The following is a 16,684-nucleotide window of genomic DNA, read 5'->3' as shown; positions in this document are numbered from 1 at the left end:
CGCCATGACCACCACACCGGGAGGACGACGTCGGCGGAACCCGTCCGGCGCGCGCACCGGCCCACCGCGTTGGTGGACCCTGCTCGGCGGCGACCGGGTCGCGGTCTGCGCGGCCGTCGTGCTCACCCTGGTCCTCCTGACCGCGCTGCTCGGCCCGCTGCTGATCGGCGACCGGGCCATCCGCCAGGACCTCGACGCCTCACTGCGCCCACCCTCCCTCGACCACGGGTTCTTCGGGCTGCTGGGGACCGACGTCCTGGGGCGCAGCGTGCTCGCCCGCCTCATCGAAGCCGCGGGGACCACGCTGTCCGTCGCCGTGCCCGCCGTGCTGTGCTCACTGGTCGTCGGGTCGGCCGTCGGCATGTGGGCCGGCTACCACGGCGGCCGGCGGGAGAGCGTCGCCATGCGGGTCGCCGACGTCATCCTGAGCTTCCCGTCCCTGCTGTTGGCCGTGGTCGTGCTCTACGTGTTCGAACCCAGCGTCGCCAACCTGGTGCTGATCCTCGCCATCGCCCGCGTCCCCATCTACCTGCGCACCGCGCGGGCCGAGTCGGCCGAGATCAGGAGCAGGCTGTTCGTCGACGCGGCCCGCACCTTCGGCACCCGCTCCGGAGCGACGATCGTGCGGCACATCCTGCCGATCGTCCTGCCGACGCTGCTCACCGTCGCGACGCTGGACTTCTGCTTCGTGATGCTCACCGAATCCTCGCTGAGCTTCCTCGGCATCGGGATCCAACCACCGGAGGTCAGCTGGGGGCTGATGGTCGCCCAGGGGCGTCAGTACCTCCAGACCGCCTGGTGGATCGCGGTGCTCCCCGGCGTCGCCATCGTCATGACCACCGTCTCGGCCACCATCCTCGCCGCCTGGGCGCGCCTGGCCACCGACCCCGCCCAGCGCTGGCGGCTCACCCTGCCCCGAGGGCGCCGCCGGCGGCCCGCCACCACCGGAGAGGGCACCCCATGACCCCGACCGCCGCCCCGCCCGCCCGCCAACCGGAACCCGGCGCACCGCCACCCGCGTTGCGGGTCGAGGGCCTCACCGTCGACCTGACCACACCGACCGGCGAGCTGCGCGCCGTCGACGGAGTCGGCTTCAGCGTCCACAAGGGGCGAACGCTCGCCCTGCTCGGGGAGTCCGGCTGCGGCAAGTCCATGACCGCTCAGGCGGTGGTGGGCCTCCTCGACCCCGTCGCCCGCGTGACCGGCGGCACCGCCCACGTCAACGGGACCGAGGTCCTGGGGCTCAGCCGCTCCCAGCGCGCCAGGCTCGCCGGGCCCGTCCTGTCCATCGTCTTCCAGGACGCGCTCACCGCCATGAACCCGGTGCGGACCGTGGGCGCCCAACTCGCCGAACCCTTCCGCATCCACCGAGGACTCTCCCGGCGGGCGGCACGGGAGCGGGCCGTCGAACTGATGGACGGCGTCGGCATCCCCGAACCCCGGGCCAGGGCCCGGTCCTACCCGCACCAGTTCTCGGGGGGGATGCGCCAACGCCTGCTCATCGCGATGGCGGTGGCCCTGGAACCCGACGTCCTCATCGCGGACGAACCGACCACGGCCCTGGACGTCACCGTGCAGGCCCAGGTGATGGAACTCCTCGCCGACCTCCAGGCCCGGCAGGGCATGGCCCTCGTCCTCATCACCCACGACCTCGCCGTCGTCGCCGAACACGCCGACGAGGTAGCCGTCATGTACGCCGGGCACGTCGTGGAGACCGGACCGGTCACCGAGGTGTTCACCCACCCCCGCCACCCCTATACGCGGGGGCTGCTCGACTCCGTGCCCGAGCGGGCCGCGAAGGGGCGACCGCTGCACGCCGTGCCCGGCAGCCCACCGGAGCTGGGCTCCATCCCCACCGGCTGCGTGTTCCAGAGCCGTTGCCCGCTCGCCGCCGACGTCTGCGCCGCCGAGCGCCCCCGACCGCGTCCCACCGGACCGTCCCGCGCGGCGGCCTGCCACCGTTCCGAGGAGCTCGCCAGTGACTGACGTGTCCCCACCCTCGGACCAGCCCGCCCCGCTGCTGACGGCGACCGGCCTGCGCAAGTCGTTCCGCGTCGCGAGGAACAGGACCGGGAACGCGCGCCTGACCGCGCTCGACGGCGTCGACCTGCGGGTCGAACGGGGCCGCACCCTCGGTCTCGTCGGCGAGTCCGGCTGTGGCAAGTCGACCCTGGCCCGCGTCCTGCTGTTGCTGGAACGGCCCGACGAGGGCACCCTCCGCTTCGACGGCATCGACCCGCTCACCCTGCGCGGCCGCGCCCTGCGCGCCTGGCGGCGCCGCGTCCAGATGGTCTTCCAGGACCCCTTCGCCTCCCTGAACGCCCGGATGACGGCGGCGGAGATCATCGCCGAGCCGTGGCGCAGCCACCGCGACATCGCCCCCGAGGGCGCTCGCCGGGACACCAGGGTGCGCGAGCTGCTCGACCTCGTCGGCCTGCGCCCAGGGGACGCCCACCGCTATCCCACCGAGTTCTCCGGCGGGCAACGGCAACGCATCGGCATCGCCCGCGCGCTGGCCCTCGGCCCCGACCTGATCGTCTGCGACGAACCGGTGTCCGCGCTGGACCTCTCCGTGCAGGCGCAGGTGCTGAACCTGCTCGCCGACCTCCAACGCGAGTTGGGGGTGTCCTACCTGTTCATCTCCCACGACCTCTCCGTCGTCCGCCACGTCGCCGACCGGGTCTCGGTGATGTACCTGGGCAGGGTCGTCGAACACGGGCCGGCCGAGGAGGTCCTCGACCGCCCGGTCCACCCCTACACCTCGGCGCTGGTGTCCTCCGCCCCGTCCCTCGACCTCACCGGCGACGGCCGGCGGCGGACCGTGCTCCAAGGGGAGATCCCGTCTCCGATGGACCCGCCATCGGGTTGCCGGTTCCGCACCCGCTGCCCCCGGGCGACGACGGTGTGCGCGGAGGCGGAACCACCGCCGGCCACCCGGTCCGGTGCCCCGAGTGGCACCGGAGATCACCGGGGGTGGTGCCACCACCCGCTGGGACCCACCCCGGCTCCGCCATGAGCGGCGCGGAGTTCTGGCTGCTCAGCGCGGTCGTCCTCCTCGGAGCGCTCGCCCAGGCCTCGATCGGGTTCGGACTGGGCCTGCTCGCCGCCCCGGTGGTGGCCCTGGTCGATCCCACACTCGTGCCCGTCACCCTGATCCTGCTCGCGACCGGGGTGACCGCCACCGTCCTGGTGCTGGACCGGCAACACGTCGACCTGCGGGGGACCGGCATCGCCCTCGGCGGCCGGGTCGTGGGAACGGTGGCGGGTGCCGCCCTGGTCGCCGCGTTGCCCGCCCGGGCGCTGGCGGTCGCCGTGGGAGTGGTCGTCCTGCTCGGGGTGGTCGCCACCGCCGGGGGCCTCACGCCACGCCCCACCACCCGGGCCGTCGCCCTCGCGGGCGCGGTCTCCGGTCTGATGGGCACCGCCACGTCCATCGGAGGGCCGCCGATGGCGATGGTCTGGCAGGGGATGGCCGGCCCCCGTCTGCGAGGCACGATGAGCGGGTTCTTCCTCGTGGGTTCCCTGCTCAGCCTCGCCGCCCTCGCCGTCGCCGGCAACGTCGAGATCACCACCCTCCAGCACACCCTGTGGTTGCTGCCCGCCGCCCTGGCCGGGGTGCTCCTCGCCCGCCGCGTCTCCGGAGCCCTCGACAGCCGACGTTCCCGCACCGCCGCGATGGCGCTGGCCAGCATCGGTGCCGTGGTCCTGATCGGCCAACAGGTGCTCTGACCAGGCCATCCACCACAGCTGTTCCGGTCAGGGCTGGCGCTGTCCGGGAACCGGGCGGCGGGGTTGGTCGCGGCCGGTCGTCTGGTCGCGGGGCGCCGGTGACGAGGCGAGTCGCCCTGTCGAGGACGAAGCCGCGCCCCCGGCCCCCCGGGGTGCCCGCGCTGCCCGCCCTACCTGACGAGGGGCCTCGCCTCCGAGGCACAGCCGTGAGCGGTCACCGCGACCGGGGTGCCTCAGATGTCCCGGACGAAGATGATGGCGTCGGTCTGGTCGGTGGTGGCCGGGTCGAGCGGGAAGTAGGTGTGGTCAGCCGGGACGCGTGGCGCTGGTTCCCGGTCGAGAGCCGAGGCGAGACGGGCGGGATCGACGATGGTGCGGGCGTCGGGGAGGGTCGACAACAGCCCTTCGAGGCTGTCGGGCCGGGGAACGTCGGAGCCCCGGGTGCCGAAGGCGGTGGCGGTGAAGGCGTACTGGTCGCCGAGGCGTGCGGCGGTGATCGAGCCGGCGCTCCACCACTCCAGCGTTCGGCCCGCGAGAGACCCCCAGCCCTCCGGCAGCAGCCAGCGGCTCCTGTCCTTCTGCAGGTGGCGGTTGTGGGCGTAGGCGAGAGTGGGGCCGCGAAGGGACTCGCGGTCGACGAGGGCGAGGAGGTTGTCAGCCATCATCGTCTCGCGCAGGCACATCAGTGTGCCGACGCGGGTGGGCGTGGTGTCTGCCATGCCCGCGTGGTAGCGCAGGAGTCCGGACGCGGCGCGGGCGCGCAGGCCGGCGCGCCACCAGTCGTCGTGGGAGCCAGCCGTCGTCAGGTGGGGCGCGTGCGCGGTGAGCAGCACGCCCAGGTCGTCCGCGATCAGGCGCAGTTCCTGGGCTTCGGGGGTGCGGCCGACGGACCGCGTGGGATCGGTGGTGGCGGCCGGGTTGGTCCAGTCCTCGTCGGGACCGAGCAGCTCGTCGAGCGTCTCGCGGCTGTGGGCCAGGTCGAGATGGGAGGCGAGGTAGTCGTGCAGCGCGGTGAGAGCTGGGCGGGGGCTGGCGGCGCCGGTCATCTCCACGGGCCCGTCGAAGCCGTAGAAGCGGACCCGTTCGTGCGGCGGCCGTCTTTCGTTGTGGGCTCGCAGCCAGCGCACGAGCTCGCGGTTGGCGGGTGAGTCACCGAGGCCGTGGCTGAAGCCCCGGCTCATCGCGTCGTCGAGGGTGCCGGTGCCGTCGGTGACGTACGCGTCCGCGACCAGGGCGGCCAGGCAGTCGCTCTCGACTGCGATGGAGCGGTAGCCCTCGTGTTCGACGAGGTGGCGGAAGAGCTCGTTGCGCAGCTCGGGGAAGACCTCGACACCGTGGGTGGGCTCGCCGAGGCCGAGCAGGCGGGTGGTGGGCGGCAGGAGCGCGGTGAGGGAAGTCCCGGTGACGGGCTGGGTCGCGTTCCGGATCAGAACTGCCATGCGTTCGACCTTATCGTTGAACGACAGGTGTGGACTTCGGCCGCATTTCCCCTGGCGTCGTGCCGAATACCCTCAAAGCGGTCGCGGCCCATCGATCCGGTCCCGACACCGGCGAGCCGGGCTGGCTCGACCGTGTGCGGTGGTGTCGGACTCCCGTGCGGGTTCCCGATCACCCGGCCAGCCGAACACGCGCCGCCCCCGGATGAGGTCGGCCGCCCAGCGACGACCAGGCCGGCGCTGGGGCGGGCGCGACTGGCCCGACCCGCCCTCCCGCCATCCGGCTGCCCGGGCACGTCCGGGATCGGAGAGCCCTACCGGGACACCTTCCCCGGCATCACTGTGGCGCCGCGTCGCTCCGGGGTCTTCTCACCCGGGGTCCGAAGGCGGTGGCGGCGTCCCTCGGCCGCCGGGCGCGGCCCCCGAGCAGGAGGGTCACGGCCGGACGCCAGCTCGCACGACGTTCTCCAACGGATGACCACTGGAGAGGCGACCGATGTTCGCCGCGATGTCGCGGGCGCGGCCGGCGAAGGTCTCCAGGGTGTGGCCCGAATGGTGCGGGGTCATCACGACGTTGTCGAGCGCGTCGAAGGGCCGCGAGTAGCCCCGGGCGCCCAGCCCGTCCTTCGGGTGGCCCCACCAGACGTCCAGCGCGGCACCGCCGATGCGCCGTTCCGCCAGCGCCTCGTACAGCGCGTCCTCGTCGATGATCGGCCCCCGCGACACGTTGACCAGCACCGCGTCCGGGCGCATCGCCGCCAGCTCCGCCGCACCCACCAGCCCCCGGGTCTCCGCCGACAACGGGACGGTCAGGACGACCAGGTCCGAGGACGCCAACAGGTCCGGCAGGCGGTCCTGGCCGTCGACCCGGTCCACCACCACCCCCGGCGGAACCGGGGCACCCGGGTCGCGCCGCACGGCCCGCACCCGCATCCCCAGGGCGCTGGCCGCCCTGGCGACCGCACCCCCGATCTCACCCATGCCGACCAGGCCCACCGTCCGCCCGGCGAGGGTGCCCCCCAGGGGGACCGCCGGGTCGAGCGCGACCGACTCCCACCGACCGGCCCGCAGTGACCGGTCGGCGCGCGGCACCCGGCGGAACAGCATGATCGCGGCCATCACCACGTACTCGGCGATCGACCGGCCGTGGTGGAAGGTGTTGCACACGTGGACCGCCGGGGCCAGCGCGTCCAGCGCGACCCGGTCCACCCCCGCCCCGGTCACGTGCACCAGCCGCAGGGCGGGGGCGGCCCCGGCCATCTCCGCCGACACCCGGGAGGCCACCAGCACCTCGGCGTCACCGAGGCGGGAGATGACCTCCTCGTCCGGCCGGCCCACCAGGAACTCCCAGTCGTGGCCGTCGCTCCCGCCCCGGGTCAGCTCGTCCCGGAACCTGTCGATGATGGGGTCGGTGAGCACGATCCGCATCGGACGGACTCCTCCCGTGTCGCGCGTGCCCGAGCCCCGGTGGCCGTCGCCGGTCACCAGCGGGGCGCGGTCGGGTCGAACGCGGGCTCGAAACGGCGCAGGTACCCGGTGTCGTCCCGCTCCCGGATGCCGCAGGACAGGTAGCGCTCGTGGAGCCGGGCCAGCGCGTCGCGGTCGAGTTCCACGCCCAGCCCGGGAGCGGTCGGCACCGGGACCGCTCCCGCCTCGAAGCGCAGCGCGCCCGGCACGACCACGTCGTCCTCGGGGTGTTTCCACGGCCAGTGCGTGTCGCACGCGTAGGTGAGGTTCGGCGTGGCCGCCGCGAGGTGGGTCATCGCGGCGAGGCTGATGCCCAGGTGCGAGTTCGAGTGCATCGACAGCCCGAGCGCGAACGTGTCGCAGATCCCCGCCAACGTCCTGGAGCGGTGCAGACCACCCCAGAAGTGGTGGTCGGAGAGGACCACGCCCACCGCCGAACGGGCGACGGCGGGCCTGACGTGGTCGAAGGCGACGACGCACATGTTCGTCGCCAGCGGAGTCGACACCGCCTCGGCGACCCTGGCCATGCCCTCGATGCCCGTGGTCGGGTCCTCCAGGTACTCGATGACGCCGTCGAGTTCGCGGCCGACGCGGATGGCGGTCTCCACGCTCCAGGCACCGTTGGGGTCGACCCGCAGTGGGTGGTCCGGGAAGGCCACGCGCAGGGCGTGGATCGCGGCGACCTCCTCCTCGGGCGGGAACACGCCGCCCTTGAGCTTGATCGCGCCGAACCCGTACTCGTCGACCATGCGGCGGGCCTGCGCGACGATCTGGTCCGGGGTGAGCGCCTCACCCCAGTGGTCCGGCTCGGCCCCCGGGTGCCCGGCCCACTTGTAGAAGAGGTAGGCGCTGTAGTCGACCCGGTCGCGGACCGCTCCGCCCAACAGGTCGCTCACGGGTCGGCCGAGCGCCTTGCCCTGGATGTCCAGGCACGCCACCTCGAAGGGGGAGAGCACCCGGTCGGCGGTGCTGCTGCCGGTGACCATGCCGCTCATCCCGTGGCCACGCGTGCCGTGGTCCCCGGCCACCACCGCCCGCACCCGGCGAGCCAGCTCGTTGAGGTGCCAGACGTCGACGCCCACGAGAGCGGCACCGGCGAGGCGCAGCCGGTCGAGGTGCCCGGCGTCGCCGTAGGTCTCGCCCAACCCGGTCAGGCCCGAGTCCGTCAGGACCTCGATGACCGCGCGCAGCGCGAACGGTTCGTGGACCCCGACCGTGTTGAGCAGGGGCAGGTCCCGGAAGGCGACCGGGGTGATCCGCACCTCCCGGATGCGGTGCTCCATCATGGCCGCGTCGCGCATCCTGTTCCTCCGGCTGTACGGCCGACCCGGGGCCGGCGGACGGCGGGTACCGACGCAGCCTAACCGCCGATTGTCCACATGGGTAGACGCGATCCACGGGGGAAGACGCCAGGTGGTGGGGTGCCCCCGTCCCGTCAGGCGCTGCCCAGCGAGCCCAGCTCGGCGGTCAATGCCGCGTGCTCGATCCGCTCCCGCGCCCGGAACATCGCGGCGACGATGTCGGCCTCGCGGGCCGGGGTGAGCCGGGCCACCGGCACCGAGGCGCTGATCGCGTCGGTGGCCGGTGTCGAGTAGCGCAGCGGCATCGCGAAGCAGTGCAGGCCCAGGCTGTTCTCCTGCCGGTCGATCGCGTACCCCCGTTCACGCGCGGCCGCGAGGTCGCGTTCGAGGGCGGCCCGGTCCGTGCGCGTGTGGTCGGTCAACGCGGTCAGTTCGGCCGGCAGGTGCTCCGTGAGCTCGGTGGCGGGCAGTTCCGCCAGCAGGGCCTTGCCCAGGGCGGTCGAGTAGGCCGGCAGTCGGCGACCGACCCGGCTGTGCGGCCGTAGGTACTGGCTCGACGCCCGGGTCACCAGGTACACCACGTCCTCGCCCGCCAGCCGCCCGAAGTGGAACGTCTCGTCGAGGAGTTCGCCCAGCGAGTCCAGCACCGGTTTGGCGACCCGCACGTGGGCGTCGGTGTCCAGGTAGGTGGTGCCCGCGAGGAGGGCGCGGATGCCGATGGCGTACAGCGCCCCCGAGGCGTCGGTGCGCACCCAGCCGTGCTTCACCAGCGTCCGCAGCAGGGCGTGGCAGCTGCTCCGGGGCATACCCAGCGCCTCGCTGAGTTCCCGGAGCCGGGCGGGGCGGTTCTGGCGCGCGGCGAGGAGTTCCAGGAGCTCGAGGGTGCGTGCCGCCGACTTCACCTCTCGGACGCCCCCGCTCCGCTCCGGCGCCCCGGGCGCGTCGCCCTCGCCGCCGCGTCCGGGCACGCCGGTGTGGTCTGACATCGGAGCCTCCTCGCCCATTCGCGTCCGATCTGGACATCCGGCGACCGTCGGACGCAGCCGGTAACGCTACCGGGAGCCGCCCGCGGAGTCGGCCGCGCGGGCGCTGGGCCGGTGGGGGTGGTTGGCCGGGGTTGAGCCCTGGCGGGTCGTGGTCCCGCCCCGGGAGGGGAGGCGGTCCCCGCGCGGACTACTGGGGCTCGTGGTCACTGCCCCGAGGTCGTCCCGGCGGCGGGGTCAGGTGTCCGGGCGGTGGCCATGACGGCGTGCGGGCCGCCACGCCTGCTCGCTCTCCTCGAGGTCAGGAGACGGTGAACGCCGGGTTCGAGGCCCTTCGGTGGTGGAGGCGGCGGAACACCGGCGGGATGGGAGGGAGTGAGCGCAAGGGACGACCTGCCGAGGGGAACTCCGAGCCCAGCGGCCGCGGCGCTGGCCACCCGATGCGAGTGTGTGTATCGCAAGTGTTAGCTTGCTTTTTGCAAGTGTCGATGCGGGGGCTTCGTGCGGTACGGCATCCCCGGTGGCGGCGCGACCGGGCTCCGCCACCGGGGCGCCGGGTGCCGCGCCGGCTGGGCGTCCCCTGACCCGACGAGGGTGGAGTGGTGAGTGATGGGCAGGATCGTGGTGACGGAGTTCCTCACCCTGGACGGCAGGATGAGCGGCCCCGGCAATGACCAGAGCTGGGTGACCGAGACGTTCGACGGCGACATGGACGAGGAGACACTCGCCCAACAACGCACCGTGGACCTGATCCTGCTCGGCAGGGTCACGTACCAGGAGCTGGCTGGCTACTGGCCGACCGTGCGCACCGACCACCCCGAGATCACCCGGCACATGAACGACACCCCGAAGGCCGTGGTGTCGACGACCCTCGACCGCGCGCCGTGGGGTGATCACGCTCCCGCTCGTGTCCTCACCGACCTGCGGCGGGAGACCGTCGCCGCCGTGAAGCGCGAGGTGGCGGGTGACATCGCGGTCATCGGCAGCGCCAGCGTCGTCGCGGAACTCGCCGCCCTGGACCTCGTCGACGAGTACAAACTCATGCTGCACCCCGTCGTCCTCGGTGCCGGCGCACCGCTGTTCGAGAACCTCGACCGACGGCGGTTCACGCACACGAGGACCCGCGCTCTCGCCAACGGGGTCGTGGTCCTGCACTACGCGGCCTGACCGGCCACCCGCGACGCCGAACATCGAAGCCCGAGGGTTCCACGACCAGACGACGCCGGTGACGTCCCCGTGGCCGGGCCGGGCGATCGACGACGCCGAGGTGGCGGAGCGGGTCCCCGGCGGATCGCCGTTCGCGGGTGCCCGAGATCAGCGACGGCGACCGCGACGGCCCGACGCGCGGGGTGCCCGGCGGGGACCTCCGCCCTTCCGGTTGCCGGCCGCCGGCGTCCGGCGTTCCCGACGATCGGTCGTGCCGCGTTCCCGCTTCGCCGGGGCCGGCTCCGCCTGGGGCACCCCCCGGCTGCTGTTGACGGTGCGCCCGCGCACGACCCCGATGAACCGCTCCATCAGATCGGTGGTCTCGACGTCCAACCACACCAACGCCACCCCCGACTCGGGTGCGTCGGAGACCGGGCGCCAGGTCAGGTCCTTGCGGTGGTGGAGACGGGCGAGTGACTGGGGGACGACGAGGAGGCCGGCGCCGGCCGCCACGCGCTCGAACGCGCCCGCGGTGGTCGCCGGCCGCTCACCCGCGACCCGCCCCGGTGGGCGTTCCCACTCCAGCACGTCGTCCTGGGGGTGCAGCAGGACCTCGTCGGCCAGGTCCTCGCTCGACACCACCTCGGCGGCGGCCACGAAGTGCTCCTTCGGCACGACCACCACCGAGGTCTCCGAGTACAGGGGGATCGCGTGCAGGCCGGTGCGGTCGATGGGCAACCGGGTGACGGCCGCGTCCGCCCCGCCGTCCCGCACCAGTCCCACGGCGTCCGGGACGTCGACGGGGAGCACGGCCAGGGTGACTTCGGGGAAGCGTTCCTCCCAGATCCGCGCCCACTTGCCCGGGGTGACTCCCGGTACGTGCGCCAGTCTGAACGAGTGAGGTGCCTCCGGTCCTGCCACGGCGCCAGGTTACCGGGCGTGACCGCGCTCGCCCCAGGCGCTCGTTATCCTGGCGGGTATGACGGCACGGAAGACCCCGCAGACGATGAAGCCCGCCACCGCGGCGAAGAAGCTGGGGGTCTACCTCGACGCGACCCCAGCCGAGTTCCAGGAGGGGGCCGTCTCGCGGGACGAGCTGAACGCGCTCCAGGCCGATCCGCCGGACTGGCTGCGTGACCTGCGGCGCGACGGACCGCACCCCCGGCCCGTGGTGGCCGCCCGGCTCGGCGTCTCCATCAGCGGCCTCGCCAGGGCCGGGATCACCGACGCGCTCACCACGGCGGACATCAACCAGCTCCGGAGCGACAACCCCGACTGGCTCCAGCGGGAACGGGAGATCCGGGCGGAGACCCGGATGGAGGAGCAGCGCCTGCGGGAGCGGGACGCCGAGGACGGCTCCCGCCACTGACCACCGGCCGGCACCGGCGCGAGCTGGGGCATCACCGGCCACGGGGCACCGTCGTCGTGCGCGTTCGTCGAGCGGGTAGGGGAGTTCGACCGCCAGCTCCGCCACCGTCACGTCCGCCGGAGTTCCGATCGAGAGCACGGGGTGCTGAACCTCGACAGCACCCCGTACGGGCTCCTGACCCGCGGCGTTACCCGGATGGGGCCTGACGCGAGGTCGGCGGTGCCCGACGACGGCTCGTCCGGCTCCGTCGTCGGGTAGGACGGGACCTCCTCGAGGAAGCCCGGGAGCCGGGGCCCCGGACGGCCTCACCTGACGGGCGAGCCGGTCCAGCAGGAACCGGCGGACCCGCGCGAGGTGGACCAGGCGGGTCGCCAGCCCCTCCGGGCCGAGCGTGAGCCGGAAGACGTTCGTCGTCGGGCCCAGCAGGGTCGCCGGGACCCCGTCCGTCGGCACGCCCGCCCCGGCGTTCCCGCTGACCACGTTCCAGTACCGGTCCACGACCACGGGCGGGTGAGGATCGTGGGCGCGCGGCAGCGTCGCGAGAGCGGCCCGGCGCGGGGCCAGCTCGCCGGTCACCGACGAGCCCACCCCAGACACGCCGCCCCCGAGGAGGGGTGGCCGGGCGGGTGTGACCGACCCGCCCGCCGGTTCCGTCGGGCGTCCCGCCGTGCCCACCCGCCAGGCTCAGCTCGACTCCGGGGCGGCCGGGGGTAGCGGAGATCGCGTGGTCGGTGGTCGGTGGTCGGTGGTCGGTGGTGGAGCGTCGCGCGAGGTGGCGGCCCTCCGGCGCTCTGGGTGAGGCGCGCCCGGCCCGGATCAGCTGGTGGGGCGGTCAGCCGGCGCCGTCACCTTGCCCACCACCAGGCGGAGCGCGGCCCGCGCGTGGCGTCGTGCCTCGGCGGGGGAGGGAGCGGCGGTCAGCCCGAGGAGTCGGCGTCGGTGCGGTTCGCCCAGCAGCAGGCCGAACAGCGCCTCGGCGCGACCGTCCGCCGCGGCGTCCGGTGGTGTGCCCTCGGCGTCGAGCAGTGCTGAGAGGAGTTCGATGTAGCCGAGGGGGCCGCTGGCGTAGAAGCGCTCGGCCAGACGCGGGAACTGGGGGGCCTCGGCGATCATGAGGCGGTGCAGTCCGACCGCCTCGTCGGAGTGCAGCACGAGGACGAGGCGGGTGGCCACGTCGGTCAGCGACTCGTCCTCCGCCGTGAGCTGGGCGAGCGCGCTCACGCGGAACCGTTCCACCGCGGCGGTGAACACCTCGGCCTTGTCGCCGAAGTAGGTGTAGATGGTGCGCTTCGTCACGCGGGCGGCCGCCGCGAGTTCGTCGATCGAGGTCTGGCCGAACCCCTTGGCCACGAAGAGGCTCACCGCCGCGTCGAGGACCTGGTCTCGCCGGCGCTCGCGTTCCTCCTGGGTGGGACGGCCACGCTTGGGCCGTCCCGTCGCCTCCACGTGCGTCATCGCATGCCCTTCGTCATCACCGTGCCGGAGTCGGCGGCCTGACCCACATCCTATAATGATACGAAATAGTGTCATTATCTGCGGGCTCCGCCACACCCGGCGCGGAGCCCGCCAGGGCACGAAGCGAGGAGTACACGATGGCCAAGCGCAGGCCCACCGTGCGCGAACCGCGAGGGCAGCACGGCCCGGCGGGGGAGGACGCCGCCACCGACGGCGGCCAGCGGCGGGAGTTCTACCGGCGGATGGTGTTCATCCGCCGGTTCGAGGAGCGCGCGGCGCGCGCGTACACCCAGGCCGAGATCGGCGGCTACTGCCACCTGAACCTCGGAGAGGAGGCGACCGTCGTGGGCCTGATGTCGGCCCTGGAACAGACGGACTACCTCTTCACCAACTACCGCGAGCACGGCTACGCCCTCGCTCGGGGCGTCGCGGCAGGGCGGGTGATGGCGGAGCTCTACGGCCGCCGCGACGGTGTCTCGAAGGGATGGGGCGGTTCGATGCACCTCTTCGACGGGAACGCCCGGCTGCTCGGGGGATACGGCATCGTCGGTGGACAGCTCCCCCTGGCCACCGGAGCGGCCCTCGCCATCGACTACCGGGGCGGCGACGAGGCCGTCGCCTGCGTCATGGGCGACGGAACGACCAACATCGGCGCGTTCCACGAATCCCTCAACATCGCGGCCCTGTGGAACCTGCCCGTCGTCTACGTCGTCGTGAACAACGGCCTCGGTATGGGCACCACGGTGGAGAAGGCCTCCGGCGAACCGGAACTCCACCGCAAGGCCGCCTCCTACCGGATGTCCTCGGCCCGCGTGGACGGCAACGACCCGGTCGCGGTGCGCGAGGCGATGCTCAGCGCCCTCGCGAGCGCCCGGTCCGGGCGGCCCTTCCTCCTGGAGGCGGTCAGCTCACGCCTGAAGGGGCACTCCGTCGTCGACCCCGCCAAGTACCGCACCCGTGAGGAGGTGGAGGCGCTCAGGACCAGCGATCCCGTCGCCGCCCTCGCGTTCCGACTGCGGGACGAGGGCGAATTGACCGACGAGGCGATCGCCGAGATCGACGCCGAGGCCACCAGCGCGGTCGCGGCCGCGGTCGCCTTCGCCGAGGCCAGTCCGGCGCCATCCGTGGACACGCTGTTCGACTACACCTACGCGACGCCGGTTCCCAACGACTCCCGGCGGCTACCGGGACAACCCCTGTTCGAACCAGCGCCCCTCCCGAGGATCGGAGCTGACCGGTGAGCATCATGACCTACCGCCAGGCGCTCCGCGACACCCTCCGCACCGAGATGCGCAGGGATCCGGACGTGCTGCTCCTCGGCGAGGAGATCGGTGTGTTCGAGGGCTCCTACAAGATCACGGCCGGGCTGCTCGCCGAGTTCGGCGAGAAGCGCGTGCGCGACACCCCCATCGCCGAGGAGGGGTTCACCGGGGCGGCCATCGGCGCCGCCATGCTCGGCCTCCGACCGGTCGTGGAGATCATGACCATCAACTTCTCGCTGCTCGCCCTCGACCAGATCGTGAACCACGCCGCCAAGATCTACGGCATGTTCGGCGGCCAGGCCCGGGTCCCGCTGGTCATCCGCACCCCGGGAGGTGGCGGCCAGCAACTCGGCGCCACCCACTCGCAGAACATCGAGCTGTACTACGCGTTCGTGCCGGGGATGAAGGTCGTCGCGCCCTCCAACCCCGCCGATGCCAAGTCCCTGCTGCTGGCGGCGATCCGCGACGACGACCCCGTCCTGTTCCTCGAGAACCTCGCCCTGTACAACGCGAAGGGCGAGGTGCCGGACGACGACACCCCCGGTGAGATCGGCCGAGCCGCCGTCACCCGCCCGGGCCGGGACATCACCGTCGTCGCCTACTCCCGGATGGCCGCCGTCGCCCTCACCGTCGCCGAGCGGATGGCCCAGACCGACGGCATCGACATCGAGGTCGTCGACCTGCGGAGCCTGCGCCCACTCGACCGGGAGACCGTGGTCGACTCCGTCCGCAGGACGCACTGCGCCGTCGTCCTCGAGGACGACTGGCTCACCTACGGCATCGGAGCGGAGATCGCGGCCACCATCTCCGACGGCGCCTTCGACTGGCTCGACGCTCCCGTCCGCCGGGTCGCCATGGCCGAAGTCCCGCTCCCCTACGCCAAGACCCTGGAAACGGCGGCCCTTCCCTCCGCCGACGACGTCACCACCGCCATCCGCCAGACGCTCGCCTCCGTCGGCCGTCGCGCGGGGAAGGACATCCCGTGATCGACATCCTCATGCCCCGCCTCTCCGACACGATGGAGGAAGGCGTCATCGTCGCCTGGCGCAAGAAGCCCGGCGAGGCGGTGGAGATCGGCGACGTCCTCGTCGAGATCGAGACCGACAAGGCCACCATGGAACACGAGGCCTACGAGGCGGGAACCCTCCACGAGATCCTCCTCCCGGAAGGCGAGACGGTGCGCATCGGCACCGTGATCGCCCGGATCGACGACGGCCGGGAACCCCTGGCGGGGACTCCGCCGCGGGACGGCACCAGCCAAGGGAAGCCCCCGGCACCCGCCACGAGCGAGCCGCCCATCCCCGAGAGCGGCCCCGCCCCCGCCACCGACCCGGCCCCCACCGAGGACGGGGCGGCCACCTCCCCACCCGCGCGACGCCCGCTCGCCACGCCGCTCGTCCGGCGACTCGCCCGCGACAACGCCATCGACCTGAACGAGATCATCGGCAGCGGGCCGGGGGGTCGGATCATCCGAGCCGACCTCGACAGGGCGCTGGCCCGAGGCCCCGGGGCGACCGGGCACTCGGTTCCCGCCGGTAGCGGCGGTGCCACCACACCGAACGGCGGCGTTCCCACCGGAGCGACCTCGGTCCCCTTCGACACCACTCGGCAGGTCATCAGCAGGAGACTCACCGAGAGCAGCAGCTCGGTCCCGCACTTCTCCGTCACCGCCGTCGCCGACGTCGAGGAACTCCTCGCTCTGCGGGCGCGGATCAACGCCGAGCTCGACGACGCCGGCCAGGGGAAGGTCAGCCTCAACGACCTCATCGTCCGGGCCAGCGCCGTCGCCCTCCGGGAACACCCCGGGGTCAACGCCTCCTACTCCGAGGAGGGCCGAGGGGCCACCCTGCTGCACGAGCACGTCAACATCGGGATCGCGGTCGCCTCCGACCACGGCCTCGTGGTCCCGGTCATCGCCGACGCCGACCGCATGGCGGTCTCCCGCATCGCCGCCGAGTCCCGGCGGTTGGTGGGGCTGGCGAAGGACCGCAAGCTGAGCGGCGCGGACATGACCGGCGGCACGTTCACGATCAGCAACCTCGGCATGTACCAGGTGGAGAGCTTCACCGCCATCATCAACCCACCGGAGGGCGCGATCCTCGCCGTCGGAGCGGCCCTCCCCGAACCGGCGGCGGTCGAGGGCGCCGTCGCGGTGCGCCACCGCATCCGCTGCACGCTCTCGGCGGACCACCGCATCATCGACGGCGCTCTCGCCGCGCGGTTCCTGTCCACACTCACCAGCCTGCTCGAACACCCGCTGCGGATCATCGCCTGAGCCGACGCGGGGTGGGACCGCTCCTCCGGGCCGCGTCCCCCGGGATCGTGTCCCACCCCGCCACGTACCCGACCAGCGCGGGGCGTTCCCACCGCACCCGCCCCAGCGAGGAACACCGCGCCAGCCTCGGCGAGGAACCACCACGCCAGCGCACGGACCTCACCAGTGGGAAGCCGCGCGGAACCCCTGTTCGTCGTCCCTCGGTGCGCGGAGCGGTCAGCGCCGGCGGTGTGGCCGACCTGCCGCCGTCGGAGCCGTCGC

Annotated in this window: 15 protein-coding genes and 1 pseudogene; 9 read left to right on the top strand and 7 right to left on the bottom strand. The window is 73.1% G+C overall.

Annotated features, from left to right (window positions below; all coding sequences use genetic code 11):
* Positions 1 to 4 precede the first annotated feature (4 nt).
* From ACOJVX_RS14065 to ACOJVX_RS14050, 4 genes are read left to right on the top strand one after another with little or no spacing between them, the layout of a single operon-like run.
* Positions 5 to 964 carry an ABC transporter permease gene (locus ACOJVX_RS14065; protein WP_051313743.1) on the top strand — a complete coding sequence of 320 codons (960 nt, stop codon included), beginning with the start codon at positions 5 to 7 and terminating at the stop codon, positions 962 to 964.
* A complete protein-coding gene (locus ACOJVX_RS14060; RefSeq protein WP_422646821.1) occupies positions 961 to 1,986 on the top strand; it encodes an ABC transporter ATP-binding protein in 1,026 nt (341 codons plus the stop codon). Before ACOJVX_RS14065 ends, ACOJVX_RS14060 begins: the two co-directional genes overlap by 4 nt.
* On the top strand, positions 1,979 to 3,016 hold the full coding sequence (locus ACOJVX_RS14055) for an ABC transporter ATP-binding protein (RefSeq protein WP_248783907.1): 1,038 nt from the start codon (positions 1,979 to 1,981) through the stop codon (positions 3,014 to 3,016). The genes ACOJVX_RS14060 and ACOJVX_RS14055 overlap by 8 nt, the downstream gene beginning before the upstream one ends.
* Positions 3,013 to 3,729, top strand: a complete 717-nt coding sequence (locus ACOJVX_RS14050; protein WP_026418157.1) for a sulfite exporter TauE/SafE family protein — start codon at positions 3,013 to 3,015, stop codon at positions 3,727 to 3,729. The genes ACOJVX_RS14055 and ACOJVX_RS14050 overlap by 4 nt, the downstream gene beginning before the upstream one ends.
* 233 nt (positions 3,730 to 3,962) lie before the next feature.
* On the opposite strand, the gene ACOJVX_RS14045 is transcribed toward ACOJVX_RS14050, so the two are convergent.
* The 4 genes from ACOJVX_RS14045 to ACOJVX_RS14030 form a co-directional block, all read right to left on the bottom strand.
* Positions 3,963 to 5,168, bottom strand: a complete 1,206-nt coding sequence (locus ACOJVX_RS14045; RefSeq protein ID WP_422646820.1) for an erythromycin esterase family protein — start codon at positions 5,166 to 5,168, stop codon at positions 3,963 to 3,965.
* Positions 5,169 to 5,600: 432 nt separating this feature from the next.
* Positions 5,601 to 6,593, bottom strand: a complete 993-nt coding sequence (locus ACOJVX_RS14040; protein ID WP_418153026.1) for a 2-hydroxyacid dehydrogenase — start codon at positions 6,591 to 6,593, stop codon at positions 5,601 to 5,603.
* Positions 6,594 to 6,646: 53 nt separating this feature from the next.
* Positions 6,647 to 7,933: a glucarate dehydratase family protein gene (locus ACOJVX_RS14035; protein WP_026418154.1), complete on the bottom strand. Its 1,287-nt coding sequence runs from the start codon at positions 7,931 to 7,933 to the stop codon at positions 6,647 to 6,649.
* Between the two features lie 134 nt (positions 7,934 to 8,067).
* Complete coding sequence (locus tag ACOJVX_RS14030) at positions 8,068 to 8,919, bottom strand: IclR family transcriptional regulator (RefSeq protein ID WP_422646819.1); 852 nt, start codon at positions 8,917 to 8,919, stop codon at positions 8,068 to 8,070.
* Between the two features lie 606 nt (positions 8,920 to 9,525).
* Here ACOJVX_RS14030 and ACOJVX_RS14025 point away from each other — a divergent pair.
* Positions 9,526 to 10,083: a dihydrofolate reductase family protein gene (locus tag ACOJVX_RS14025; protein WP_035291661.1), complete on the top strand. Its 558-nt coding sequence runs from the start codon at positions 9,526 to 9,528 to the stop codon at positions 10,081 to 10,083.
* 147 nt (positions 10,084 to 10,230) lie between these two features.
* Here ACOJVX_RS14025 and ACOJVX_RS14020 read toward each other — a convergent pair whose 3' ends face one another.
* Entirely contained in the window at positions 10,231 to 10,983 is a 753-nt protein-coding gene (locus ACOJVX_RS14020; RefSeq protein ID WP_103056657.1) for a LysR family transcriptional regulator substrate-binding protein, read from the bottom strand.
* A 58-nt stretch (positions 10,984 to 11,041) separates the two neighbouring features.
* Here ACOJVX_RS14020 and ACOJVX_RS14015 point away from each other — a divergent pair, with 58 nt between their 5' ends.
* Complete coding sequence (locus ACOJVX_RS14015; protein ID WP_418153032.1) at positions 11,042 to 11,431, top strand: DUF5997 family protein; 390 nt, start codon at positions 11,042 to 11,044, stop codon at positions 11,429 to 11,431.
* A gap of 63 nt (positions 11,432 to 11,494) precedes the next feature.
* Here the strand turns inward: ACOJVX_RS14015 and ACOJVX_RS14010 are convergent.
* Together ACOJVX_RS14010 and ACOJVX_RS14005 are read right to left on the bottom strand one after the other, a co-directional pair.
* Positions 11,495 to 12,007, bottom strand: a pseudogene (locus tag ACOJVX_RS14010) (hypothetical protein); the annotation flags it as partial.
* A 240-nt stretch (positions 12,008 to 12,247) separates the two neighbouring features.
* Positions 12,248 to 12,886, bottom strand: a complete 639-nt coding sequence (locus ACOJVX_RS14005) for a TetR/AcrR family transcriptional regulator (RefSeq protein ID WP_418153034.1) — start codon at positions 12,884 to 12,886, stop codon at positions 12,248 to 12,250.
* Between the two features lie 137 nt (positions 12,887 to 13,023).
* On the opposite strand from ACOJVX_RS14005, the gene pdhA reads away from it, so the two are divergent.
* The 3 genes from pdhA to ACOJVX_RS13990 are packed head-to-tail and all read left to right on the top strand — an operon-like array spanning position 13,024 to position 16,423.
* Entirely contained in the window at positions 13,024 to 14,127 is a 1,104-nt protein-coding gene (gene pdhA, locus ACOJVX_RS14000; protein ID WP_026418149.1) for a pyruvate dehydrogenase (acetyl-transferring) E1 component subunit alpha, read from the top strand.
* Positions 14,124 to 15,134, top strand: a complete 1,011-nt coding sequence (locus tag ACOJVX_RS13995; RefSeq protein WP_026418148.1) for an alpha-ketoacid dehydrogenase subunit beta — start codon at positions 14,124 to 14,126, stop codon at positions 15,132 to 15,134. The genes pdhA and ACOJVX_RS13995 overlap by 4 nt, the downstream gene beginning before the upstream one ends.
* Positions 15,131 to 16,423: a dihydrolipoamide acetyltransferase family protein gene (locus ACOJVX_RS13990; RefSeq protein ID WP_418153036.1), complete on the top strand. Its 1,293-nt coding sequence runs from the start codon at positions 15,131 to 15,133 to the stop codon at positions 16,421 to 16,423. The genes ACOJVX_RS13995 and ACOJVX_RS13990 overlap by 4 nt, the downstream gene beginning before the upstream one ends.
* The last annotated feature ends 261 nt before the right edge of the window (positions 16,424 to 16,684 follow it).

This window comes from Actinoalloteichus caeruleus (assembly GCF_049311605.1).
Classification (GTDB): Bacteria; Actinomycetota; Actinomycetes; order Mycobacteriales; family Pseudonocardiaceae; genus Actinoalloteichus_B; species Actinoalloteichus_B caeruleus.
Note: the sequence above shows the minus strand (reverse complement) of the source record. Positions and strands in the feature narration are given on the sequence as shown.